Source organism: uncultured Porphyromonas sp., from assembly GCF_938039215.1.
Classification (GTDB): Bacteria; Bacteroidota; Bacteroidia; order Bacteroidales; family Porphyromonadaceae; genus Porphyromonas.
This window is the reverse complement of record NZ_CALHVI010000019.1, coordinates 33,046-57,461: the sequence shown is the minus strand read 5'-3', so window position 1 is coordinate 57,461 and position 24,416 is coordinate 33,046. Positions and strand designations below refer to the sequence as shown.

Below are 24,416 nucleotides of genomic sequence, written 5' to 3'. Positions count from 1 at the left end.
AGAAGAGATGAAACTAGCAGAGATTAAGGCGCTCACTACGCCTGAGCTACAGGAGCGTGTGGTAGCCGAAGAGGCAGCTTACGACAAGAAGCGCATTGACCATGCAGTCACCCCAGCAGATTCTCCTGCTGAGCTCCGCCGCATGCGTCGCACGATCGCTCAGATGAAGACTATTCTTCGTGAGCGTGAACTCAACAACAATTAATGTGTCCGCCCGATGGAACAGAGAAGATTAAGAAAAGAACGTGTAGGCGTCGTTTCTTCCAATAAGATGGACAAGACCATCACGGTCGCTGTCAAGTGGAAGGAAAAGCACCCTATCTATGGTAAGTTCGTCAACAAGACGAAGAAGTACCATGCTCACGACGAGAAGAACGAGTGCAACATCGGTGATACTGTCCGTATCATGGAGACTCGCCCTTTGAGCCGTACCAAGAGATGGAGATTAGTCAATATTATCGAAAGAGCTAAGTAGTATATGATCCAGCAAGAATCAAGACTCGTAGTAGCAGACAATAGCGGAGCTAAGGAAGCCCTTTGTATCCGTGTCCTCGGCGGGACTCGCCGTCGCTATGCCTCTGTCGGTGATATCATCGTCGTTGCTGTCAAGAGCGTCATCCCTTCTTCTGACCTGAAGAAGGGGGTCGTCTCCAAGGCGATCATCGTGCGTACCAAGAAGGAAGTCCGTCGTCCCGATGGCTCCTACATCCGCTTCGATGACAACGCTTGCGTACTCCTCAACGCTGCTGGCGATATGCGTGGTAGCCGTATCTTCGGCCCTGTGGCTCGTGAGCTGCGTGCCGTGAATATGAAGATCGTTTCTCTCGCGCCTGAAGTCCTCTAACCCTTAAAGACGAAAGAAGAAATGAGTAAGTTACATATCAAGAAGGGCGACCAGGTCGTCGTCCTCAGCGGTGTAGACAAGGGTAAGACGGGACGCGTGCTCGAAGTCCTCGTCGACAAGCAGCGTGCGATCGTCGAGGGTGTAGCCATCGTCGCTAAGCATGCTAAGCCCAGCGCTAAGAACCCTCAGGGGGGTATCGAGAAGAAGGAAGCTCCTATCCATATCGCTAAGCTCAACGTCCTAGATCCTACGACGGGTAAGGCTACGCGTATCGGTCGTCGTCTCAATGACGAAGGGAAGCTTGTACGTTATTCCAAAAAGTCAGGAGAGGAGATCAAGTAATGAGCAATACTGCAAGTCTAAAGAACGAATATAAGGAACGCATCGTTCCTGCCCTGCTTCAGCAGTTCGGATACAAGTCCAGAATGCAGGTGCCCGTCCTCAAGAAGATCGTCATCAACCAGGGTCTTGGTATCGCTACGGCCGATAAGAAGATCATCGATGTCGCTATCGCTGAGCTTTCTGCCATCACTGGTCAGAAGGCTGTAGCTACGGTCTCTAAGAAGGACATCTCTAACTTCAAGCTTCGTAAGAAGATGCCTATCGGTGTCATGGTTACCCTGCGTCGTGAGCAGATGTACGAGTTCCTCGAACGTCTGATCCGTATCGCTCTTCCTCGTATCCGTGACTTCAAGGGGATCGAAAGCAAGTTCGATGGCCGTGGAAACTATACCCTCGGTATCAGCGAGCAGATCATCTTCCCTGAGATCAACCTCGATGGTATCACGAAGATCCTCGGTATGAACATCACGTTCGTTACCTCGGCTCAGACGGACGAAGAAGGTTACGCACTCCTCAAGGAGTTCGGCCTCCCATTCAAGAACGCTAAGAAAGGCAACTAAATACTATGGCAAAGGAATCAATGAAGGCACGCGAAGTAAAGCGTGCGAAGCTCGTCGCTAAGTATGCTGCCAAGCGTGCTCAGCTCAAGGCCGAAGGGAACTACGAAGCGCTCCAGGCTCTGCCTAAGAATGCTTCTCCCGTACGTCTGCACAACCGCTGCAGCATGACGGGTCGTCCTAAGGGTTACATGCGCCAGTTCGGCATCTCTCGTATTCAGTTCCGTGAGATGGCTTCTGCCGGCCTCATCCCTGGGGTCAAGAAGGCTAGCTGGTAAGCTCTTAGCTAACCAATCCTAAAGAAGGAGACTGTACCAAGTGTACGGTCTCCTTCTTCTTTTTGTTCGAAGTCCTTCTGCTGCTCCTTTGTAGCTGATCTGCTCGTGTAGCACTTCGGAAATGACAGCTGAATGGCGGTGTGAAGTTATTGCTTCCTGCGCTGTCCGCATAGCTTCGCTTGGAATGTAATATTATTTCTATTGGGATCTTATATTACTTTTGTTAGTAGTAATATTGCTTCTGAAAGAATGCTATATAGCTTCGACTAGGATCCTATATAGAATTGCTGACCTACTATAGCACCACCTCTTAGTGTCATCACCTAATTATTCATCTCCCACTATGAAGCGTCGATTACTTCTCTCTCTATTTACCTTCTCCCTCCTTGCTGTTTCGACCCTCTCCTGTAGCTCTTCGCATGCTACCGAAGGTGGTCGCTGTACGGGCAAGAAGTACTGCACGGCTTGCAAGAACTGCCGTTACTGCAAGCATTGTGCTAAGGACGGTGGCCGCTGCGGTATCTGTAGTCCCTCCCGTCGCTGACTCTTCCTTCTTAGTTAAGCCTAGGATGGCTTTGCTTATTATCGGGCACCAGGATCTAATCAGCTGTACTTATTGATGTAAAGCGAGTACTTGTTGCTGAAGCTAAAAAGCAGTGATCCCCACTTCGATATCGAGGTGGGGATCACTACTTTTATGTATCGGTATCTTTAAGCGAAGAAGCTGGCTTCAACTTGTTGAATGCGCTCCTTCAAGGAGGGCTCGATGTTGATGCGCCCTTCGATCGCCTTGCAGCCGTGCATGATGGTCGTGTGGTCGCTGCGGTTGAGGAGTTGGGCGATGGTATTGTACGAAGCGCTGGTGTGCTTCTTCACAAGGTACATCGTCACTTGGCGAGGGAGGGCAAGAACTGACTTGCGGGAAGGCGTGCGAAGCTGTTCCTTTTCGACGCCGAAGACCTTACATACCGTGTCAAGCACTAGTTCGGGGGTCACCTCCTTGCGCTCGATGGAGACCGTGCCTCCGACGATGCGGCGGGTCATGTCGATGTCTACCGCACCGAGATCCGAGAACTTCGAGTGCGTGACGATCGTGCGGATGGCGCCTTCGAGCTGGCGAACGTTGTCCTGCATGTTCTCGGCGATGAACTCAACGCATTCTTCTCCGAGCTCAACTCCGCTGTCTGCGACACGACGCTGAAGGATCTTCCTTCGTAGCTCAAGGTCAGGACGATCAATGCGGAGCATCATCGCACTCTGGATGCGCGTCATGATACGAGCTTCCATGCCCTTGAGGTCCACGGGAGGGACATCACAAGTGACGATGATCTGCTTGCCGAGGAGGTAGAGGTGATTGAAGATATCGAAGAAGGCTTGTTGGGTCTTGGTCTTCCCGATGAGCCCTTGGATGTCATCGATGATGAGGATGTCCATCTGCTGGTAGAAGTCGATGAACATGCCCCGCTCTGTCCCACGCATCAGACTGTCCCGGATGAACTGCGTCTCGAACTTAGAGCTCGACACATAGCATACACGCATCGTCGGATGAAGCTCCATAGCTCGCTGACCGATGGCTTGGCAGAGGTGGGTCTTCCCCACACCGCTGGGACCATAGATGAAGATGAAGTTCAGGGGTGCTTGTCCAGGACGAGCAGCTGTAGCCTCTGCGATGCGAAGTGCTTCGCGGTTACACGCACTCTCATAGAAGGTTTCGAAGCGAAGATCTGCACTCAGATGTGAGGTGTAGTCCTGCGTCCGAGCGATCTTAGCGGGAGAGGGGGCAGGAGCTGCTTGTGCAGGGGCAAGGTAGATCTCTAACCCACGTGGGGTGAGCACCTCCTGCTGCGCCCGGATGAGCTGGGTCTCATGCGCCCGAAGAAGCTCTTCATAGAAGCTCTTCGATGGCACCTCTAGGACAAGTGCCTCGAAGGATCCCCCCTCGTCCTCTCGAGTTTCTATCCCGAGGGGGCGGATGGGAGCGAACCAGCGCTGCAGTGTCTGAGGATCGCAGGAGCGAGCGATGATCTGGAGGCATTGCTTCCAGAGCTGCTCCCCGTCCTGTTGGATGGGGGTATGCATGAGTGTATGCCTCGCGTAATCGTGAGCCAAGAGCATTATACTTATTATAGAGCCTAGAGGGGTTCGGGTGCTAGGGGAAGCATCCGTGCGTGCCGGGCTACGTTTCTGATGGATTTGAAGAGCTTATCCACAAGCAAGAAGGAGGCTAACTCTTTATATTGCAGTAAGGTAGCCATGCCTTGATGGTGTCCTTGGGATCTCTTTTCTGATGCAAAGTTTGCCAATTATTAGGAGAAAAAAAAACGGGAAAAGGTTTGCTTTTCTCGTTCCTTCTGTATGCCTTTTGTTATCAGAGGCTTATACTATCCTCCCAAAGGGCTCCCAAGGGGGGCTATCCTAAGCACTTATAAATCAGAGCTTCTGAGGAGTATGCACAAGGTTACTCACAGACTTATACACAGGGCTATGGTTTGCTAAGTGTTTGATAAATAGTCTATCTGTGGTGCCAGGGTAAAAGATTTCCACAAGTAAGGTGTCGGTAGGGAAAGTAGTACAAGACTCTTACTAATTATGAACGAGGGAAGTCCAAGCTATTCAGCGAGAGCTTTCCTCGTCCTTCTCTCCTGCTTAGCTCGAGAGGAGAGCTAAGCTAGAGAGAGGAGTTGATAGGGCGAGGATTGATGGAGGGTGAGGGCTAGCCCTATGAAGCTTGCAGAGTGAGCCTCTGGGACGATGCTTGAAGAAGGAAGAAGAGGGTGATTGGAGAGCGGGAATAGAGCCGAAGTGAAGGCTGTAGAGAGAAGCTTGAGGAGATGTCTGAATAAGGTAGAAGAGAGTGCTTGGAGATGGGGATAGAGCTATCGGGAAGGTAGGAGAGAGTGGGGTAGGCTTAGGGAAGGAGTGGACTAGGCTTAGAGAAGGAGGGAGAGCTAAGGAGGAGCTAAGGGAAGCTCTAAGGGGGAGCTAAGGAAGAGATCTGAGGAGGGGATCTAAAGTGGGGCATTGTGGGTGGGTCAATGGCGATAGTGGTAGTCGATGCCGAAGAGAGCTCCAGCGAAGGTCATCACCTCTCCGTAGGCCACAAGGACACTGGAGTGAATCTCTCCTGGTGGAGGAGTGAAGAAGGCTACGCCTAGCAGGATGAGCCCAAAGAGGCAGAGGACGGAGGCGATCCAAAGCTGTAGGGTCGCCTTGGGGCTTTTACTATCCATGAGAGATGCTTGTTGAGGTGAGGTGCTTGTACTCTGTGCGTGCATCGAAGCAGGGGCAGAGCTTGATCCATTCAGAGGGATCAATGCGCCCATCTCCATTGCGGTCGGGGCTGAGGTCACGATGTCCTAAGATCTCGGCTTGGGGTGCTAGACCTTTGAGACGAAGAAGGAGCTGGCGAAGGGTCGCCTTCTGTGCTTCGGTTCGGGTGTCCGTGCCCTTCCCGTTGGTGTCGAGCCCGCCCTCATAGCAGATGCCCCAGCTACAGCTATTGTACCCCTTGGCGTGCGCACCTATCTGATGCAAGGGGCGGAGGGGAATAAGTTCGCCTGACTGGCGGATATAGAAGTGGTAGCCTGCCCCGTGGAAGCCTCGTGCACGATGGTCCCGCTCAAGGGCTTCGGGAGAATAGGGCCGATCGGATCGTGTGGCGCTACAATGCAGGACGATGTAGCGGATATCTTGGGCTCTCATCGCTGTATCCTCCGATAGATGTAGCCTGCTCCGAGGAGAAGGCAAAGGAATAGGGTAAGCTCGAGCAGGAGTTGCCTGAGACCGCTCTTAGAGCTCTTGGAGGAGTGATCTAGTTGCTCTTGATGCTTGGCTTGCTCCGTTTGCTGGAGCTCGTCTGAAGCCTCCTGTCGGGAGCCTTGGTGCCGTGCAACTTGCCTGCTATGGTAGCGGAGGCTCCAGCCCTTCTCTGCGGGGAGGAGCGATCGAAGTGGAGTAGAGGGAAGGCTATCGCAGGTAAGGGGGATGAGGCGAAGTTCTTCACTTACCTCAAGCTCGATCGAGTCGAGCGCAAAGGTGCGATAGGTGCGGGTGTCGGCTTGATGATGGGAGCTTTGCTCGGTGTGCTCTACTCGTGCTTGCTGTCGGTGGCTGGAGCCACAGCTGAGGCAGGGGCTGAGTAGGAGAGCACAAGTGAAGCCCTGGTGGATAAGCTGTCTCGTGCGCATGATCATATACAATATATAAGAAGTAAATACCCTCACTCGGGGGAGAGGGGTAGCCCCTGCGTTGGGGCTGCGATACAAAGGTATTCGCACGCACGTGGGCGGGTAACCCAATGCTCCTCAATTGTCCCTTAACGATACTTCGCTGTCGCTATCCCCGTGCACTACGCTGGGGCGCTAGGGGAGCTCTACGCTGGTCTCTCTGGGGGAATACCTATGCGCGAGCTTGGAGAGCAACTGGGGGCTTGCTGGAGGGAATAGAGCTTATCTTATGGAGATGGAGGTATCAGTTCAAGAGGGACGAGAGGGAAGACAGGGCTGTGCGGAACTAGGAGATCGAGCCGTGCGGAGCTATTAGATAAGGTAGAGGCCAATGCAGCGAGGGCTACACTGGAGTGGTTTGACTCCGAGTGTAGCCCTCGTGGCATAGCTGTGGGGACTTTAGAGCGTCCCTAGGTGTGCGAGCTTACTTCTTTTCGCGGCGAGCACGGAGGACGTGGCGCACTTCTTCGAGGCGCTCTACACGGCGTAGGCGTGCGGGCTCATCTTCGACGAAGAGCTCTTCCTTGTCTGCTGGGCGGACATAAGCCAGAGCTTCGCCCTTGCGGATGTTAGCACCCTGAGCGACGACTTCAGCGAGGCGACCAGTGAAGTTGGAGATCACGGGTTCGAAGTAGCCAGCTGTAGTCTGGATGTAGCAGAGAGGTTCGCCCGTCTTGACTGCGGTGCCGACAGCGGGAGCGGTAGAGTAGTCTTCGGGATCGACTTCCCAGATGATCTGTCCAGAGGCAGGAGCCTGAATGGGTTCGGTGCCTTGGCGCTTGATCTTCTGAGCATCTTCTGCGCTGTAACCCTTCTTCACAAGAGCTTCGGTCTTAGCCTTGTCAAGCTCAGCCTGGAAGCGTTCCTTAGCTGCACCGCTCTTGTAGTCACGGTACTGAGCTTCGTGCATGGCGAATTCGAAGAGTTCTTCGTCGTCTTCGCCGAGCTCCCAGTCGTTCTCCTTCATCTCTGCACGGAACTTATCCAGCGCATCGGGGTAGTTGAGCTGTGGGTCTTCGGTGGTGAATTCGAAGCCCTTCTCCTTAGCTAGATCAATGATCTCCTGATCGAGCTTACCGGGCAGACGACCAGACTTCCCGAGGATCATACCCCAAGTGTTGTTGTCAATCGCTTCCCAGCGACCCTTCCCGATGGTGAGGTTGTAGACATTCATCAGAGCTACGTTCTTCACATACTGGCTGAAGGGGGTGACGAGAGGGGGATAACCCAGGCGAGGCCATACGTAGGCCACTTCGTCGAAGAGGCGAACGAGCAGATCATCGACGCTCAGTTCGGCTTCTCCCTTCTTGCGCAGGTGCATGTTGATCCCAGCGTGTACGCCCTTGAGGTCAGCCATCATCGAGCCCATCATACCACCAGGCAGACCGCAACCTACGAGGAGCGAAGAGGTCAGCATGTTGGAGGGGTTGATGAAGTAGCCGAGGAAGTCATCGATGAACTCCTGCGTGAGTGCACGAGCCTTCATGTAAGCGTCCATGTTGATCTCTGCCACCTTGTAGCCAGCGTCTACGAGCATCTCACGAATGGTGATGACGTCTGGGTGGATCTTACCCCAAGAGAGGGGCTCCATAGCTACGTCGATGACATCTGCACCGTTGTCGCAGACCTCGAGCATGGAGGCTACAGAGAAGCCTGGGCCTGAGTGACCGTGGTACTCGATGATGACTTCGGGGTGCTTGGTCTTGATGGCCTTGACCAGACGACCGAGGAAGCGAGGACGACCGATACCAGCCATGTCCTTGAGACAGATTTCGGGTGCACCAGCAGCGATGAACTGGTCAGCCAGATCAGCGTAGTACTCGACCGTGTGTACAGGGGAGTGTGTGATACAGAGGGTAGCCTGAGGGATCATCCCTGCTTCCTTGGCGTAGTGGATGGAGGGGATGACGTTGCGGGGGTCATTGAGCCCGTCGAAGATACGCGTGATGTCGACACCCTGCGCCTTCTTGACCTTGTACATCAGACGACGTACGTCGGCAGGCACGGGGAACATGCGCAGCCCATTGAGCCCACGGTCGAGCATGTGGGTCTGGATGCCAGCTTCGTTGAGGGGCTTGGTGAAGGCACGTACGGCCTTGTTGGGGTTCTCGCCGTAGAGGAGGTTTACCTGCTCGAAGGCACCACCATTGGTCTCAACACGGGCAAAGCAACCCATCTCGACTAAGACGGGGGCGATACGCTCAAGCTGATCCTTACGGGGCTGGTACTTCCCCGAAGACTGCCACATATCTCGGTAGATAAGGCTTAGTTTGATTTCTCTCTGTTCCATAAGAGTGAGTGATTGAATGAGGGTACTTATTTTGTTGGTTGCTTAGCGAAGGAAGAGCCGTGGCCGATCATGTCCAGAGTGTGCAGCCACTGCAGACCGATGAGCCCTGCGGTCTCGGTGCGTAGTCGGCTCGAGCCAAGCGTGATGGGCTGGCACTGAGCAGCTACTGCGCTCTGGATCTCTTCGACGGAGAAGTCTCCTTCGGGCCCGATCATCAGAAGGATCTTCGCCTCGGGGCGGAAGACTCGGTCGATGGTTGTCCGCTCGGGGGCTAGTCCCTCACGACAGTGCGCCATGAGGCGAAGATCGTAGTCGGAGGTCGCCTCGAGGAGGGCGGGGAAAGGAAGGTCTGTGGTAAGCTTAGGCAGGAGAGCCTTGTGTGACTGCTTCATGGCACTCTGAAGGATACGCTCTAGGCGGTCGGCGCTGGTATGCTTGCGCTCGGAGTGCTTTGTCTTGATGAGGAAGATCTCATCGAGACCTACCTCGACCATCTTCTCCAGCATCCATTCGATGCGGTCAAGATTCTTCGTCGGAGCGATGGCTACGCTCCAAGTGCCTCGCCAGTACTTCTGCCAAGGCTCTTCGTGAAGGATGCTCAGGAGACAATGCCGACGATCTACACCCGTGACTCGGGTCTCGAAGAGTGTACCCCGCCCATCGGTGACAAGAAACTCATCACCCACCTGCGCGCGTAGGACGCGTAGGGCATGCTGCGCCTCACCCTCGGGGAGCTGGAGGTCGTCGCGAAGGTGAGGGGCATAGAAAAGGGGTAGGTCTTTCATTTGTTCATCATTGTTTCCTCGTATCAAAGTTAGTCTTTTTACGCTGAAAAACCGCAGGATATGAGGCGATCGGACGAAACTCCTCGGATGAGCGCCAAAGAGACCTACGGTAGGTCGTCCTTGAAACCTACTGTGGGTCGCCTCGACGACCTACCGTGGGTCGTCAAGGCGATCCACGGTAGGGTCCTAAGGGGGTCTCTCAAACCCTCTGTTTATGCGGACTCTGAGAAGCCCCTTCCGACCCAAAACAAGCGAGGCCCCTCTACCCCGTAGGATAGAGGAGCCTCGCTAGAGGTCGAGACCGATGCTATCGGCCTGTGGTGTAGCCTATTCGTGAGCGTCGTCGCTGTGCTCGTAGGAGCTAGGGGCAGACTGATTGGCATGCTCCTGAGCTTCACGCTGACGAGCGACGGCTTCTTCGTAGCTCATGGGGCGAGCGGGGCGACTTTCTGCCGTGCTTGTAGGCTGGCTGATGCGGACGGCAGGTAGTTCGGTACGCTGTGCTGGCTCCGTCGTAGGCTCGGCTGGACGGCTAACTGGGCTCTGGGTGGGCTGAGGAAGAGCTTCCCGCTCAGGACGCTCTTCGCTGCGAGCAGGACTAGGCGAAGGCTCTGCGGTGCGTCGAGCTTCACCACGCTCCGTGCGCTCGGGGCGCTGACGGCGCTCTTGACCTGACTCAGGGCGAGGAGCACGCTGCTGAGCTGGAGCTTCTGCAGTCGCTGCTTCGGTAGTGCTAGCGGTAGCTTCTTCGCTACGCTCGGGGCGCTGACGGCGAGGGTTGTTGCGTGAGCCTTGTTCACGACCTTCCTGAGAGCGCTGATCTTGAGCCGAACGCTCGCCTCTAGGCTGGCGGTCGGTGCGCTCGTCTCGCTGCGACTGCGTGCGTGCTTCTTCGCCGCGGGAAGCACGGTCCTCACGCTGGGCGGGACGCTCTCCTCCTCGGGGCTGCTGACGCTGCTGGCGAGACCTGTCCTCTCCCGTCTTGTCGGCAGGAGCTTCTGTAGGAGCATTAGAGCGCTGACGGCCCTGTCCTTGCCCTTGGTTCTGCCCCTGAGACTGGCGAGACTGCTGGGGCTGTGCTGGAGTAGGAGCAGGTGTAGCTGTTTGTTCGGATGTATCCTTGTCTTTGTCCTTCTTCTTCTTTTTCTTGCTCTTGGACTTCTCTCTCAGGAGGGTCTCTTCGTCAGGACGCTGACGGAGCGAACTGCCATACTCCCGACGCAGCGAATGGAGATTGAGGTTCAGGGCCTTGACCGAGATCTGGATCTCCCAGATGCAGACGCAGAGGGAGAGCGCCAGCAGGATCATCCCGAAGCCAAAGACAATGCCCGCAAGGATGTCCCACACGATGTAGAAGAGGAACATCGCCGTCAGACATGCCAAGAGACTGCCTGCGCCGAGGATCTGCATCGCACGGATGAGCTTGAGGCGGAGGTAGAGATTTTCGATCTGCTTGAGTGAAGTGCTCTCAGCGTCGGGGTTGTTCTCGTAGCGCTCCTGCAGATTGCGGACAATCGAAGCGTAGGAGAGGAAGCGGTTGGTGTAGGCGAGCAGGATCAACGAGATCGCCGAGAAAAGAAGAGACGGCGTCGTCAGATTAAGCTCAGTCATTACTGTCATAAGATATGATCAATGATAGGGGTCAAACTAAAGAAAAACTAAAAGCGAGGAGGTAGGAGCGCCGACAGACGACGGTGCAGGATCGAGGCGAGCATGTGCTTGGCTACCGTCATGTCCACTTCCTTACCTAGCTCCTCGGCGATCGAGGTCACCTTGCCATCCTTGAAGCCACAAGGGTTGATCAGATGGAAGGGCGAAAGGTCGGTGTTGACATTCAGTGCGAAGCCGTGCATCGTCACATAGCGGCTGCTCTTGACTCCGATGGCGCAGATCTTGCGCTCCTTCACTGGGTCACCGACATCCAGCCAGACACCCGTAGCACCCGCCTTGAGCGTAGACTCGATGCGGTAGAAGCGTAGTAGCTCGATGACCGATTGCTCCAGAAGGTCAATGTAGGCCTTGAGCCCAAGTCCGAAACGCTCCAAGTCAAGGATCGGATAGCCCGTGATCTGCCCTGGACCATGGTAGGTCACATCCCCTCCACGCTCGACGGTGAAGTAGTCATAGCCATGATCTCGGAGGAAGTCTTCGCTCATCAGCATGTTCGCCACGTTGGCGTGCTTACCCATGGTGAAGACCGGATTGTGCTCGCAGAAGAGGAGGTAGCTCTCCGTTGGGCGACCTTCGTGCTTCGCCTCAAGCTGTGCTTCGAAGAGCTCCTTCTGCTTCGCCCAAGCTTCTGCATAGGCGATGCGTCCGAGATCCCGATAGGTGTAGGGCTCTTGATAGGCAGGTAGAGGGAGGACATGCACGCCCGCCTTGTCTACTTCGATATACTCGAAGTCATAGGCGGGCTGGAGATCTTCGGGCAGAAGGCTGGAGATCTGTGCGTGCGAAGGGGCATGGTGAGAAAGGTGCGTCAGTAGCGTCAGCTCGGGACGCTCCGATAGGCGGGGGAGGAGACGCTCAACATCTTGGATCGACTGATGGCTGGGATGCGGACGCTGGTAGCGCAGAGCATTGATGACCAGGAGCTGTGAGCCACTTACCTTAGCCCATTCCTCTAGTTCGATGCTCTTCATGTCCGTGATGTAGCTCAGCGAACCGATGCGATAGCCGACGATGGGCAGCGCTCCGTGAGCCAGCGAAATCGGTGTCACTTGCTCTCCGAAGAGTTCAAATGAAGTATCAGCCCCCTCCTCTATGGGATGGAGCTTGAAGCGAGGAGTGCCTGGGTAAGGGTTGGGGCTGAAGACATAGTGCATGCGTGCCTTCACCGAGTCAAGGACTCGTTGCTGCCCGTAGATAGGAATGTCTTCCCTCCAAGCGATGGTGCGGACATCATCCAGCCCAAACGTGTGATCGTAGTGCTCGTGCGTCAGCAAGATCGCATCGATCCGATCGATGCCAAGACGTGTCGCTTGATAGTGGAAGTCAGGACCGCAGTCGATGAGGATCCGATGCCCCGAATCGGTGATGACCAGAGCAGAGGTGCGTAGACGGCGGTCACGAGGGTCAGCACTGTGACAGACAGGACAGCCACAGCCAACTTCAGGAATGCCCGTGCTGGTGCCCGTGCCGAGAAGTATAACCTTCATAAGTGATGTGGGGAGCTCTTCCCAATGAGCTTAGCGTCTCACGATGCTAAGCCTAGGGATGAGTAGAAGATAATGAGGGAGAATAGGCATCAAGGAGAAGGGTGAGAGCCTAGAGCATGAGGTTTAGCTCTCAAGCTAAATGAGAGGATCGTCCTATGGGGAAGGGGAGGGTGCCTATGAGCTAGTAGCTACTAATAGCTAAGGCACATGCCTCTCACTTGCAAGCTGGAAGATCGCACACTAGGAGACCTTCCTCGCTATGCGCTTAGGAGATGTACCTTACCTCAGGCTCGATGCGTATCCCGAAGTGCTGCTGGACTTGCTCCTGAATATATTCGGCTAGGCGAGCTATGTCTTGTCCCGTAGCCTCACCATCGGCATTAACTAGGACAAGGGCTTGTTTCTCATAGACTCCTGCATGCCCGAGGCGATAACCCTTGAGCCCACAGCGGTCGATGAGCCAGCCCGCAGGGACTTTGACTCGACCATCCTCTAGGAGATAGTGGGGAGCATTGGGGTGTGCCTTCAGAAGCTCAGCAAAGGCTTCGGGAGAGATGATGGGATTCATGAAGAAGCTTCCTGCATTGCCAAGCGTCGCAGGGTCGGGTAGCTTCTCTTGGCGAATACGGATGACTTCTCTTCTTACGTCAGCAGCCGTCGGCTCGGCGGTGTGTGAGGTGACACGCTCACGAAGATCTGCATAGTCGAGGTGAAGAGCAGGCTTCTTCGAGAGACGAAGGACGACATGCGTGACGATGTAGTCTGCCCATTCGGGTTCCTTGAAGATGCTGTGTCGGTAGCTGTAGTTGCACTCGTGCTGAGAGAAGTGACGCACCTCACCGCTACGACGATTCACAGTGTGCACCTCTTGGATGACTTGGCTTACCTCTGCTCCGTAGGCTCCGATGTTCTGGATGGCAGCGGCTCCTACTTGTCCAGGGATGAGGGAGAGGTTCTCCACACCATACAGCCCAAGGTCGACCATCTCTGCGACGAAGTCGTCCCAGTGTACACCTGAGCCCACGAGCATGTCCACAGTCTCCTCTGTCTCGGCGATGACTTGCCGACCGAGGATCTTGGAGTGCAGGACTATCCCATGAAAATTGGCGAGGAAGAGCAGATTGCTCCCCTCGCCAATGGTGATACAGCGACACTCTTGGAAGTACTCATCACGGCTCAGGAGCTGCAGGTCTTCGATGCTAGTGAATGGGATGAACCAGTCTGCTTGGGCATCGATGCCGAAGGTATTGAGTGTGCGTAGCGAGTAGTTCTGTAGTATCTCCATATTTGGATATGGTGTAGCCCGAGTGGGGCTCCTTCTCTTAGTTGTCGTTCTCTAGGAGCCAAGCATCCTTGAAGTCAGGAGCAAAGCGAGCCTTGATAGCTTCGCGGCTAGCTGCAGCTTCTGCTCTGGTGTCGAAGCTGGATACGATGACGCGCAGCATACCTACTTCGTTAGTCGCTAGGACAGCGTTGTAGCCAGCCTGTACCATGCGCTCCTTGAGGTTGCGGGCATTGGTAGGATTCTGGAAGCTCCCGACGACGACGCTGAAGCGCTTGAGGCGGGTAGCATCTTCGCCCTGATAGGTGGTGACACGCTCCTTGCGCACAGTCACAGGGACGGCAGGTCTTTCCTGAGCAGTGGCGACGGGAGCTTCATACTGTACCGTGGTCTTGGAGTCTTGGGTAGCGATCTCACGCTGCTTGGCCTGCTCATAGGCCTTGCGGTAAGCACTCTTCTTCTTCGATCCGCAGGAGCTCAGTGATACAGCTGCGATCAGGGCAAAAGAGGCCAAGATAATCTTCTTCATAATTCTATTTCTGTGATTATGGACGTGATCCAATGTAGTCTATTATCTACAAAGGTAACAAATAATTAGGACTGGTGAGCGGGACGGCGCAGGACATGGTGGAGCACGAGTCTCCACACATAGAGTAGATCTTCACGAGTGAAGAGATAGGCCAGGAGGAGATATACTATCCCCATCACTAAGCTCCCCAAGGATAAACGGAAGAAGTCGGCAAAATTAGATAATAGCATGTTGTCTATGACCCAGACAGCCCCACCTGCTATCCCTGCCATCAGAGCAAATGGGAGGAGCTCGCCCAGCTGTTGTATTAGTGGATAGCTGATGATTCGTCCCGAATAGTATGTGTTGATGTATAAATAAATCACCTGGGTAATTACGGAGCTCCATAGGAGTCCGTAGACTCCAAAGAGTAGTCCAGTGAAGATGGCTATGATACCGATGGTGCGACGTGCTATCTCGAGGCGTAGGTGTAGGTCACTGCGACCAGTTACTTCGAGGATATTTGAATTATACGAGTTGATTGGATAGAGTATTCCACAGATACAAAGGATTTGGAAGAATGGAGCAGCTTCCATCCATTTGTCTCCATAGAGAAAGTGGTATAGAGGGGAAGAAAGGGCGATGAGAAGACTCATTACGGGGCATGAAAGCTGGAAGAGTAAACGGATCATACGACGATATCCAGCTCTGAGTCTGTCGGGGTCCTTCTGCATCTTTACTAGGATGGGGTAGGTCACCTTATAGATCGGATCCGCCATAGTTGCGACAGGAACGACATAGAGCGAATTGGCGTTGTTGTATAGCCCTAGGGTGCGAGTTGAGAAGTTGCGCCCGATGACAGCTAAGGTGAGATTGTCGTAGGCTGAAACAATGATCTTAGAGATGGCCATCCGTGATCCAAAGGCAAAATGAAGCTTAAGGCGCTCTTTGCAGAAGACGAGCTTAGGATACCACCCCGAGAAGTAGAAGAGTAGGGCTACCCGTACGGCGGCATTTACAATAGCAAGAGCTACTAAGGACCAATAGCGGAAGCCACACAGTGCCATGATAATGCCTACGCTACCACTGATTAGACCTTGTATTATCTGGATATAGACCTCTTGGCGGAATTTCATCTTTCGCCAGATTAGGATACCAGGGACGTTTCCCGGAGCGTAGATGACGAAGCTTAATGCTAGGACCCTTAATACATCGGTCAAGAGGGGGTTGTGGAAGTAGTCGGCGATCCAAGGAGCTGCTGTGAAGAATATCCCATAGAGGATGAGCCCCATTGTCGCTGTGAAGTAGAAGACCGTAGAAGTGTCTTTTTCATCTAGATGCTCAGTTCGTGCTAATGAGGAGGCAAAGCCAGCATCAGCGAGAGCCATGGATATAGCGATGAAGATGTTGAGTACAGCTACGACACCGAAGTCCTCGGGGACGAGGAGACGTGCTAGGACAAGGTTGACAGAGAAGGTCGTCAGACGGCCTAGGAGTTGCTGGGCGGTAGCCCAGCCGAAGCCTGAGACCGATTTTCCTTTGAGTGTAGCTATATCCTCGGGGATTTCACCGAGGCGTTCTTGAGGTTTCTGCTCGTTATCTTCCATTTCTTCCATTCTATTCTTTTTTGAGTTCTACCCCGTAGATGCGCTCTAGGCGAGTGAAGAGTTCGTCGAGACGACCTGCTCGTATCTCCAGCTGGAGGAGGCAGGACTCTCTGAAGTCTTGGACGAGGACTTTGGCTTCGGTCTCCTTGACTTGACGCATGATGGGGCCCATCAGATCATAGGGGAAGGAGACGCTGAGACGCTCCTGCAAGATACATTCTTTGCGGGGCGCTTCTTCTAGGGCGGCGAGGGCTGCTTCGCGGTAGGCTTCGATGAGTCCGCTCGTCCCGAGCTTGACTCCTCCGAAGTAGCGTACCACGAGGACGATGACCTCGGTCAAGCCGAGGGAGACAAGGATCCCGTGGATAGGTTTCCCTGCGGTGCCCGAGGGCTCTCCGTCATCGTTGGCACGGTAGGGTTCTCCCGTAGGCCCTAGGCGATAAGCCCAGCAGACATGCCGAGCATCATAGTATTTGGCACGTAGCTCTGCCACACGAGCCATCGCCTCCTCCTCTGTGGTGACGGGGTAGGCAAAGGCAAGGAACTTACTCCGCTTCTCCGAATACTCGCCTTCGGAGGGCGCGGCAAGGGTCCAATAGCTGTCGGATTGTGTCTCCTCGGCTTCGTTAGCTCTCGTTGTGCTCAAGTCTTGTCGGGCTAAGCGGGCTAAGCGAAGAGGTGGGCTGCGTAGGCATCTAGTGCCTTGCGTGTAGCGTCGAGGCGCTCCATGAGTTCGGGACTAGCAGGGACAAGCGGCAGGCGAAGCTGGTTGCTGTCGATCAGACGCATGAGGTAGAGCAGTGCCTTGATCCCGACGGGGTTTCCTTCTTGGAAGAGCTGCGTATTGATCTGACGCATCTCAGTCTGGATCATGTCTGCCTCGTTGAGTCGTCCGTCCATCGCTAGATGGGTGAGGTGGGAGAAGAGGCGGGGGTAAGCGTTGCCCACGACAGAGATGACTCCCTGAGCACCGTTCTGGATGAAGGGCACGGTGAGGGCATCATCGCCCGAGAGGACGACGAAGTCTTCGGGGAGTTCGCAGGAGGTGATTTGCTCTGCCTGTTGGGGGAAGCCCGAAGCTTCCTTGATCCCGATGATGTTGTCGAAGTCACGTGCCAGACGCACTGCCGTGCTGGGAGCCATATTGACACCGACACGCCCAGGGACGTTGTAGAGGACGATCGGCAGTGGGCTTCGCTCCGCTAGGTGGGCGAAGTGGCGGTACATGCCTTCTTGGGAGGGCTTGTTGTAGTAGGGGACGACGGAGAGCACGCCCGAGAGTCCCGTAGGGTCAAGCTCGCTGATGCGTTCGCCGATCTCTCGGGTATTATTCCCTCCGAGCCCGACCATCAGAGGGCAGCGCCCTGCGACCTGCTGGATGATGTGCTGGATGACCTGATTCCGCTCCTGGCGGGTAAGGCAAGGCGATTCGCCTGTCGTGCCGTGGATGACGATGAAGTCTGTGGCTTGGTCACGCAGGAGGTGCTCGATGAGCCGCTCAAGGCTCTTGTAGTCTACCTCTTCTTGCTCGGTGAAGGGGGTGACCAGTGCCACGCCCATACCACGAAAGGGATGTTTGCTCATAGCTTGCTCTTCTACAACCATAAATGTGGGGATCTCCCGAAGGCAAAGTTAGTGATTTTGCGGACGTTGTCCACAGAGCGCAAAGGCCATGCTCCTAAAGGTCTAGCTGTAAGGATGGCGTACCCCCAAAAAGGACCCTACGGTAGGTCGTCGGAAAAACCTACTGTGGGTCGTCGATGCGACCTACCGTGGGTCGTCAAGGCGACCTACAGTAGGTTTTTTTTGACCCCTTCAGAAGGCGCTCCGCAGCAGGCTTTGTGGCGGGGATAAATTTCGTGCTGAGAAGAGCCTCCGAAGACGGGGTGAAACTCGGGTCGTTTGCGCTATATTCCGTACCTTTGCCCGATATTGTGTGAATAATATGAGTATCGTACAAGCTGAAGACTATCATGTGCCTGTCATGCTACAGGAATGCCTCGAGGGAATGGAACTTAGCCCAGAGGGGTGCTATGTCGATGTGACCTTCGGTGGCGGAGGTCATTCGCGTGCGATACTTGAGCGACTCTCGGCGGGGGGGCATCTGTACTCCTTCGACCAAGATCCAGATGCTGCCTCCCGAGCTCTGGCGAGTGAGCAGTTCACCTTTATCGCTTCGAACTTCCGGCACCTCGAGCGCTTCATGGACTACTATGGATGCCTCGGACGGGTAGATGCCCTCTTGGCAGACCTCGGGGTCTCGTCCCATCACTTCGATGATATGGAGCGTGGCTTTAGCTTCAGAGACGAAGCCCCTCTGCTGGATATGCGCATGAATAATCGAGCAGGCCGCTCGGCTCGGGATATACTCAATGAGTACGACGAAGCGATGCTAGCAGATATCTTCTACCGCTACGGCGAGCTGAAGCAGAGCCGCCAGATCGCTCGCCGTATCGTCCAGGCACGCTCGGCAGCTCCTCTGCAGCGTGTGGGGGATCTAACCTCGGTCGTTCGCCCCCTTGTGCGCCCTGATCAGGAGAAGAAGCAACTCTCCTGCATCTTCCAAGCCCTACGCATCGAAGTCAATGGCGAGCTGAATGCCCTAGAGGAACTCCTAGAGGGGACTAAGCGAGTCCTTCGCCCTGGGGGACGACTCGTCATCATGACCTACCACTCTCTGGAGGATCGCCTCGTGAAGAACTTCCTTCGTCAGGGCGACGACACCGACGATGCCCGTATCTATGGGGCTTCCTCCGCCTCATGGAGGCTCGTCACACGCAAGCCCATCACGCCTTCTGCCGAGGAGATCGCCCGCAATCCTCGTGCCCGTAGCGCCAAGCTCCGCATCGCCGAATTGCTCTGACGCTTGCCCCTAGCTCCCATCCTTAGACTTAGTTTACTCGATCCAGATGACGACAGACCAGCAGCAATATCCCGATCAGGAGCTCCAGACTCAGCCTTGGGCTAACGAGCCGTCTTCTCCCCAAGAACCGATCGGCGAAGAAGAGGAGTATGATCGCAATCTCCTCGAATGGGTAGAGAATGACCTCTGGGGACTTCCCGTCCTGCGTAATAACCGCCGCTTCATCCTCTTCTGCCTCTTCCTCGGGGCAATCGCCATCGCTTGGCCCTACTTCTACCAAGGGAGCCTGCGAGAGATCACTTCTCTGGAGGAGAAGCTCAAGGATATACGCTACAAGTCGCTCTATACCTCCGCCGCACTCATCGAGTACGAGCGTATCAACAACATCGTGGACAAGGTCGATCAGTACCAGCTCCAGCTGGTCCCTGCGACCCAACCTCCCTACCTCCTCGTCGACTCTGGGCAGTACCCGCTGGCTCGCCCTCACTGATCTCGCTCTGTAGTTCCTTCCCCTCTGAGCTCTCATGACTTCACGTACTCGATCGCATGTTTAAGGCCTTCTTCTCTGGGATACGCACCCTCGCTCTCGGACTCATCAGCAAGTCTAATAGAGGAGTCGAATGGCACCGTCTGACTCACGACCGCTTCCCCTGGATTGTCGCCCTAGTGACGCTGGTGATGATCTTGGTGATGATCCGCATTGTCCTCTTCATCCTCAGTCCCGATGGGGCGGAGTATGCCCGACGAGCAGCCTCCGTCAACCCTCCTCGTCAGGTGCGTGAGGAGCCTATGCGTGGCTCGATCCACGCACGTGATGGTCGCCCGATCGCAGTTACCTCCCCCATCTATCGTCTGTTCATCGACTTCAAGGCTGAGGCTCTAGCCCCTCTGCGTAAGCCCCTTCCTCCACGAGGGAGGAGTAAGAAGGATTCCCTCCAGCGAGCTAAGGTGTTGGAGTTACGGACAGAGTTCGATGCAGGCCTCGACTCCCTAGCGGAACTGATGGCTACGACCTTCGACCTCTCTGCTCGCAAGCTGACCAAGTCGAAGCTCAAGGAGCGTTGGCGTCGAGCCTTCGCTTCGGGTGACCGCCACTGTGCCGTCTACCCAGCGGACGTGACCTACGTACAGTACAAGGCCTTCGGGAATGCAGCTCCCTTCGCTCCCGTCAAGACCAAGAAAGGCGGTACACGCACCAGCCTCTTCTCCAAGCTGGTCTACACGGAGAATGAGACCCGCCGCATCTATCCCTTCGGTTCGCTCGCTTACCGCACCATCGGTCAGCTCTACGACCGCACGAAGGAAGGACTCACCGAACCCAAGTCGGGTCTAGAGCTCCGCTACAATAACTTCCTTCGTGGTGAGCTCGGCCGAAGCCTCTACTTCTATAATATGGGGAAGTACGAGCACATCGTCCGCCAGCCCGCCGTCGACGGAGCTAGCGTCTACACCACGCTCGATATGAACATCCAGAGCATCGTGGAGCGTAACCTGCGTGAGCAGCTCTCCCAGCTCGAGGCAGAGAGCGGCACGGTCGTCCTGATGGAAGTGAAGACAGGTAAGGTCGTGGCGATCTCGAACCTCCAGCGTGCTACCCCTGGGGTCTACCGTGAGACGACGAACATGGCAGTGGCAGACCTTAGCGAACCAGGCTCTACCTTCAAGGTGGCCTCTATGGTCGTAGCCCTTGATGATGGAGTGATCCATCCCAACGATACCATCGACGTGGGCAACGGGCTCTGGTCCTACAAGGGCAGGACGGTGCGTGACCACAATGCCCATCACGGAGGCTATGGTAGGCTCTCCGCAGCGCAGACCATCGTCAAGTCAAGTAATGTCGGTGTCGCCAAGATCATCACCAAGGCCTATGAGAATCGCCCCGATGAGTACGTGCAGAAGCTACGAGAGCTCGGCTTCGGTTACGACCTAGAGCTGGAGATCGAAGGCTATGCACGAGCACGCATTCGCAAGCGTTCGGATGATCCGAACCGATGGTTCAATACGACCTTGGCTTGGATGTCTTACGGCTACGAGACACAGATACCTCCGATCTATACGCTTGCCTTCTTCAATGCGATCGCCAATGGTGGTCGCTACATGCGCCCCTACTTCGTCACCGAGATCCGTCGCCGTGATGAGATCCTCAAGACCTTCGAGCCTCGGGTCATCAAGGAGCAGATCTGTAAGCCCGAGACCCTTCAGGCTATCCAAGAGATGCTTCGCCGTGTCGTGACCGAAGGGACAGGGAAGAAAGCCCGTTCCCCCTTCGTGGCGATTAGCGGGAAGAGTGGTACGGCTCAGCTCTCCTCCGGCCGTGGGGGCTATGTGGACTCCACGGGGCATGTCCGCCATCAGGTGTCCTTCTGCGCCTACTTCCCCTCCGAAGCTCCTAAGTATTCATGTATCGCAGTGATCCGTAAGCCCTCTAGCCAGTTCAGTGCAGGTGGTGGGGTGATGGCCGCTCCGATCATCCGACGCATCGCAGAGAGCCTCCTTGCTCTCGAAGCTCCTATTCCTCTGGACTCCCTCCATGTCTCTTCCTCACCGAAGGCCTATACGAAGCAGATAGCCTCTGGGCGAGCTTCGTCGGTCCTCGCTATGATGAGCCAGCTGGGCCTTCCCGCCCCTCGCATGCCTAAGGATGCCGCCGTCTACGTGCAGGTCGATACGGCTCTGCGTGCTACCTCGTACCGCCAACCCGCAGGGCGTATCCCTTCGGTCATCGGTATGAGTGCTATGGATGCAGCCTATCTCCTCAGACGTATGGGCTACCAGCCTCGCCTCAAGGGCGCAGGTAATGTGCTCGGGCAATCCATCCCAGCAGGCACTGCCGCTGCAGCTGGGACAGAGATCACCTTAGAGCTTGGCTATCCGAACTAAGCCATTCTATCTTTTATCCGCATCGCTACGATGACACTGATCCAACTCCTTCAAGGAATATCCTATACCACCCCCTCTGATAAGTCTCTACTTGAGCTGCTGGAGATCACGAAGATCACCGAAGACTCTCGAGCTGTCACAGCAGGTACTCTCTTCGTTGCCCTACGAGGCACGCAGGCCGATGGCCACCGCTTCATCCCTTCGGCGATCCAAGCGGGAAGCCGTGCTATTGTCCTAGAGACGCTCCCCGAAGAGCTACAGGAGGGTGTTGCCTACATCGTCGTGCCTTCGTCGTCCGAAGTGCTGGGCCTTTTGAGCTCAGCCCTCCATGGACATCCCTCCCGACAGCTTACGGTCGTCGGGGTCACGGGTACGAATGGCAAGACGACGATCGCCACACTGCTTTTCCGTCTCTTCCGTGCACTCGGCTACCGCTGTGGTCTGCTGAGTACGGTCTGCAACTACATCGAGGACGAAGCCATCAGCGCTACGCACACCACCCCTTCTGCTCCTGATCTACAAGCGCTACTCGGCAGGATGCGTGATGCAGGCTGTACGCATGTCTTCATGGAAGCGAGCTCTCATGCCTTGGCACAGCATCGTGTCGCTGGGGTGCACTTCCGTGGGGGGATCTTCACCAACCTCACCCGAGATCACCTCGACTATCATGGCTCGGTGCAGGAGTATCTGCGTGCTAAGAAGAGCTTCTTCGATGGGCTCGGGAAGGAAGCCTTCGCACTGACCAATGTCGATGACAAGAACGGGCTCGTGATGCTCCAGAATACCCGAGCAGAGAAGCACAGCTATGCCCTACGTTCGGCTGCGGACTATCGGGCGGAGATCCTCGAGCAGTACCCTTACGGCACGCAGATACGTATCGGAGGGAAGGAAGTGCTGGTGCGTCTGGTCGGTGAGTTCAATATCTACAATCTCCTAGCCGTCTATGCGACGGCACTTCTGCTGGGAGTGCCTAAGGAGGATGTCCTCATCCAGCTCAGTCAGCTGACGGCTGTCGATGGACGCTTCCAGAGCTTCATCTCTGAGAAGCGTGGCTATGTGGCTATCGTCGACTATGCGCACACACCAGATGCGCTGGCGAATGTCCTTGAGACGATTCAAGAACTGAAGGGTCGCAAGGCTGAGGTCCTCTGCGTCGTCGGCTGTGGTGGCGATAGAGACCGAGGTAAGCGTCCGATCATGGCTCAGGAAGCTGTGCGTCGGTCGGATCGCGTCATCCTCACCTCAGATAATCCTCGCTCGGAAGACCCTCGGACGATCATCGAAGAGATGAAGGCTGGTCTTACTCCCGACGAGCTCGCTCGTACGCTCTCCATCACGGATCGGGCTGAAGCCATTCGCACGGCTACGATGCTAGCTAAGGCTGGGGATATCATCCTCGTCGCTGGTAAGGGTCACGAGACCTACCAAGAGATCGCAGGGGTACGTCATCACTTCGATGACCGAGAGATCCTGCTGGAGCAGTTTGCCCACGAAGTATAGTTTTTCTCCACACCATAATGATTTATCACCTCTTTGACTACCTGACGCGTCAGGGTATCGCTTTACCATTCTCTCGACTCTTCACCTACGTCTCCTTCCGAGTAGGGATGGGGGTCATCCTCGCCCTTCTGATCAGCACGATCTGGGGTGGGCGCATCATCAACCTCCTTCAGCGCAAGCAGATCGGCGAGCTCGTCCGTGACCTCGGTCTCGAAGGGGAGCAGACGAAGAAAGGAACTCCCACGATGGGTGGGATCATCATCATCATGGCGATCCTGATCCCCACGCTCCTTTTCGCTCGACTTGACAATATCTATATCCTCTTGATGATCGTCACGACGGTGCTCATGGGGCTCTTAGGCTTTGCCGATGACTACATCAAGGTCTTCAAGAAGGATAAGAACGGGCTCAAGGAGCACTACAAGATCCTAGGCCAAGTCTTCCTCGGCCTTATCGTCGGGGTGACGCTCTACCTAAGCCCTTCGGTCGTCATCAAGCGCAATAGCGAAGTGGTGCGTGAAGGCGGTGCTCGTGAGATCCGCTTCGAGACGACAGATACGAAGAGCCTTGCTACTTCCATCCCCTTCATCAAGAACAATAACCTTGACTACTCGGAGATCATCCCCGTGGGTGATCCTGCTGTCAAGAAGATCCTCGGTGTGACCATCTTCATCATGATGACGGTCGTGGTCGTGATGCTCCTCTCTAATGGGGTGAACCTCACCGATGGGGTCGATGGCTTAGCCTCGGGATCGTCAGCCATCGTCGGGGTGGTGCTGGGGATCCTGGCCTATGTGTCGTCGCACCACGATATGGCGGGCTATCTCAATACGATGTTCATCCCCGGTGCCGAAGAGCTGGTGATCTTCGCTGCGACGCTGGTCGGGGCAACGGCTGGTTTCCTCTGGTACAATTCTTATCCAGCTCAGGTCTTCATGGGCGACACGGGTAGTCTGGCTCTGGGCGGGATCATCGGGGTCTTTGCTATCCTCATCCGCAAGGAGCTCCTACTGCCCATCCTCTGCGGGATCTTCATCGCCGAGTTCACCTCGTCCTTCATCCAGCGCTTCTACTTCAAGTTCACCCGCATGCGTACGGGTAAGGGGGTACGTGTCTTCAAGATGGCTCCCCTGCACCATCACTTCCAGCTCCCTGGGGGAGCGGCGACGGATAGCCTGCTGAAGCGCCCTGTGGCTAAGATCCCCGAGGCTAAGCTCACCATGCGCTTCTGGCTCATCGGTATCATCCTAGCGGTGATGACCATCGTCACGCTCAAGATCAGATAGCCCCAGCGAC

At 55.3% G+C, this 24,416-nt stretch carries 24 protein-coding genes and 1 pseudogene; 12 read left to right on the top strand and 13 right to left on the bottom strand.

Translation table 11 applies throughout. The features are described 5' to 3' along the window. Window positions 1-7: 7 nt before the first annotated feature. The 7 genes from rpmC to Q0336_RS02215 all read left to right on the top strand — a co-directional run bounded on the left by rpmC (window position 8) and on the right by Q0336_RS02215 (window position 2,565). Window positions 8-205 carry a 50S ribosomal protein L29 gene (rpmC, locus tag Q0336_RS02245; protein WP_298525145.1) on the top strand — a complete coding sequence of 66 codons (198 nt, stop codon included), beginning with the start codon at window positions 8-10 and terminating at the stop codon, window positions 203-205. A 12-nt stretch (window positions 206-217) separates the two neighbouring features. Next, entirely contained in the window at window positions 218-475 is a 258-nt protein-coding gene (rpsQ, locus tag Q0336_RS02240) for a 30S ribosomal protein S17 (protein WP_044114910.1), read from the top strand. Window positions 476-478: 3 nt separating this feature from the next. Next, complete coding sequence (rplN, locus tag Q0336_RS02235; RefSeq protein ID WP_009432249.1) at window positions 479-844, top strand: 50S ribosomal protein L14; 366 nt, start codon at window positions 479-481, stop codon at window positions 842-844. 21 nt (window positions 845-865) lie between these two features. After that, window positions 866-1,186: a 50S ribosomal protein L24 gene (rplX, locus tag Q0336_RS02230; RefSeq protein WP_297191561.1), complete on the top strand. Its 321-nt coding sequence runs from the start codon at window positions 866-868 to the stop codon at window positions 1,184-1,186. After that, window positions 1,186-1,746, top strand: coding sequence for a 50S ribosomal protein L5 (gene rplE, locus Q0336_RS02225; RefSeq protein ID WP_021667373.1), 561 nt, complete (start codon window positions 1,186-1,188; stop codon window positions 1,744-1,746). The genes rplX and rplE overlap by 1 nt, the downstream gene beginning before the upstream one ends. A gap of 5 nt (window positions 1,747-1,751) precedes the next feature. Then, complete coding sequence (gene rpsN / locus Q0336_RS02220) at window positions 1,752-2,021, top strand: 30S ribosomal protein S14 (protein ID WP_021667372.1); 270 nt, start codon at window positions 1,752-1,754, stop codon at window positions 2,019-2,021. 343 nt (window positions 2,022-2,364) lie between these two features. Beyond that, window positions 2,365-2,565 carry a hypothetical protein gene (locus Q0336_RS02215; protein WP_298525139.1) on the top strand — a complete coding sequence of 67 codons (201 nt, stop codon included), beginning with the start codon at window positions 2,365-2,367 and terminating at the stop codon, window positions 2,563-2,565. A 167-nt stretch (window positions 2,566-2,732) separates the two neighbouring features. On the opposite strand, the gene dnaA is transcribed toward Q0336_RS02215, so the two are convergent. From dnaA to dapA, 13 genes and pseudogenes are all read right to left on the bottom strand, one after another. Beyond that, window positions 2,733-4,100, bottom strand: a complete 1,368-nt coding sequence (gene dnaA, locus Q0336_RS02210; protein ID WP_298525136.1) for a chromosomal replication initiator protein DnaA — start codon at window positions 4,098-4,100, stop codon at window positions 2,733-2,735. Between the two features lie 953 nt (window positions 4,101-5,053). Beyond that, window positions 5,054-5,251 carry a hypothetical protein gene (locus Q0336_RS02205; protein WP_298525133.1) on the bottom strand — a complete coding sequence of 66 codons (198 nt, stop codon included), beginning with the start codon at window positions 5,249-5,251 and terminating at the stop codon, window positions 5,054-5,056. After that, entirely contained in the window at window positions 5,244-5,723 is a 480-nt protein-coding gene (locus Q0336_RS02200) for an N-acetylmuramoyl-L-alanine amidase (protein WP_298525130.1), read from the bottom strand. The genes Q0336_RS02205 and Q0336_RS02200 overlap by 8 nt, the downstream gene beginning before the upstream one ends. Next, entirely contained in the window at window positions 5,720-6,208 is a 489-nt protein-coding gene (locus Q0336_RS02195) for a hypothetical protein (protein WP_298525127.1), read from the bottom strand. The genes Q0336_RS02200 and Q0336_RS02195 overlap by 4 nt, the downstream gene beginning before the upstream one ends. A 463-nt stretch (window positions 6,209-6,671) precedes the next feature. Beyond that, complete coding sequence (locus tag Q0336_RS02190) at window positions 6,672-8,537, bottom strand: oxaloacetate decarboxylase (RefSeq protein WP_298525124.1); 1,866 nt, start codon at window positions 8,535-8,537, stop codon at window positions 6,672-6,674. A gap of 26 nt (window positions 8,538-8,563) precedes the next feature. Continuing rightward, window positions 8,564-9,322, bottom strand: a complete 759-nt coding sequence (locus Q0336_RS02185) for a 16S rRNA (uracil(1498)-N(3))-methyltransferase (protein ID WP_298525121.1) — start codon at window positions 9,320-9,322, stop codon at window positions 8,564-8,566. A 1,230-nt stretch (window positions 9,323-10,552) separates the two neighbouring features. Continuing rightward, a pseudogene (locus tag Q0336_RS02180) lies at window positions 10,553-10,933 on the bottom strand (DUF2721 domain-containing protein); the annotation flags it as partial. A gap of 47 nt (window positions 10,934-10,980) precedes the next feature. Next, a complete protein-coding gene (lipB, locus tag Q0336_RS02175; RefSeq protein ID WP_298525118.1) occupies window positions 10,981-12,480 on the bottom strand; it encodes a lipoyl(octanoyl) transferase LipB in 1,500 nt (499 codons plus the stop codon). A gap of 265 nt (window positions 12,481-12,745) precedes the next feature. Next, entirely contained in the window at window positions 12,746-13,765 is a 1,020-nt protein-coding gene (murB, locus tag Q0336_RS02170) for a UDP-N-acetylmuramate dehydrogenase (protein WP_298525115.1), read from the bottom strand. A gap of 37 nt (window positions 13,766-13,802) precedes the next feature. Next, a complete protein-coding gene (locus Q0336_RS02165) occupies window positions 13,803-14,291 on the bottom strand; it encodes an SPOR domain-containing protein (RefSeq protein ID WP_298525112.1) in 489 nt (162 codons plus the stop codon). A 65-nt stretch (window positions 14,292-14,356) separates the two neighbouring features. Next, a complete protein-coding gene (locus Q0336_RS02160; RefSeq protein ID WP_298525109.1) occupies window positions 14,357-15,877 on the bottom strand; it encodes a lipopolysaccharide biosynthesis protein in 1,521 nt (506 codons plus the stop codon). A 10-nt stretch (window positions 15,878-15,887) separates the two neighbouring features. Then, entirely contained in the window at window positions 15,888-16,523 is a 636-nt protein-coding gene (locus Q0336_RS02155; protein ID WP_298525104.1) for a YigZ family protein, read from the bottom strand. A gap of 20 nt (window positions 16,524-16,543) precedes the next feature. After that, on the bottom strand, window positions 16,544-17,461 hold the full coding sequence (dapA, locus tag Q0336_RS02150) for a 4-hydroxy-tetrahydrodipicolinate synthase (RefSeq protein ID WP_298525101.1): 918 nt from the start codon (window positions 17,459-17,461) through the stop codon (window positions 16,544-16,546). A 361-nt stretch (window positions 17,462-17,822) separates the two neighbouring features. Between dapA and rsmH the strand changes: the two genes are divergently transcribed. The 5 genes from rsmH to mraY are packed head-to-tail and all read left to right on the top strand — an operon-like array spanning window position 17,823 to window position 24,406. Continuing rightward, window positions 17,823-18,740, top strand: a complete 918-nt coding sequence (rsmH, locus tag Q0336_RS02145) for a 16S rRNA (cytosine(1402)-N(4))-methyltransferase RsmH (protein ID WP_298525098.1) — start codon at window positions 17,823-17,825, stop codon at window positions 18,738-18,740. Between the two features lie 46 nt (window positions 18,741-18,786). Next, on the top strand, window positions 18,787-19,230 hold the full coding sequence (locus Q0336_RS02140) for an FtsL-like putative cell division protein (protein ID WP_298525095.1): 444 nt from the start codon (window positions 18,787-18,789) through the stop codon (window positions 19,228-19,230). 56 nt (window positions 19,231-19,286) lie between these two features. Continuing rightward, the gene (locus Q0336_RS02135) at window positions 19,287-21,620 is read left to right on the top strand and encodes a penicillin-binding transpeptidase domain-containing protein (protein WP_298525092.1); all 2,334 of its coding nucleotides are present in this window, start codon (window positions 19,287-19,289) and stop codon (window positions 21,618-21,620) included. A 30-nt stretch (window positions 21,621-21,650) separates the two neighbouring features. Then, window positions 21,651-23,120, top strand: coding sequence for a UDP-N-acetylmuramoyl-L-alanyl-D-glutamate--2,6-diaminopimelate ligase (locus tag Q0336_RS02130; RefSeq protein ID WP_298525089.1), 1,470 nt, complete (start codon window positions 21,651-21,653; stop codon window positions 23,118-23,120). Between the two features lie 17 nt (window positions 23,121-23,137). Continuing rightward, complete coding sequence (mraY, locus tag Q0336_RS02125; protein ID WP_298525086.1) at window positions 23,138-24,406, top strand: phospho-N-acetylmuramoyl-pentapeptide-transferase; 1,269 nt, start codon at window positions 23,138-23,140, stop codon at window positions 24,404-24,406. Window positions 24,407-24,416 lie beyond the last annotated feature (10 nt).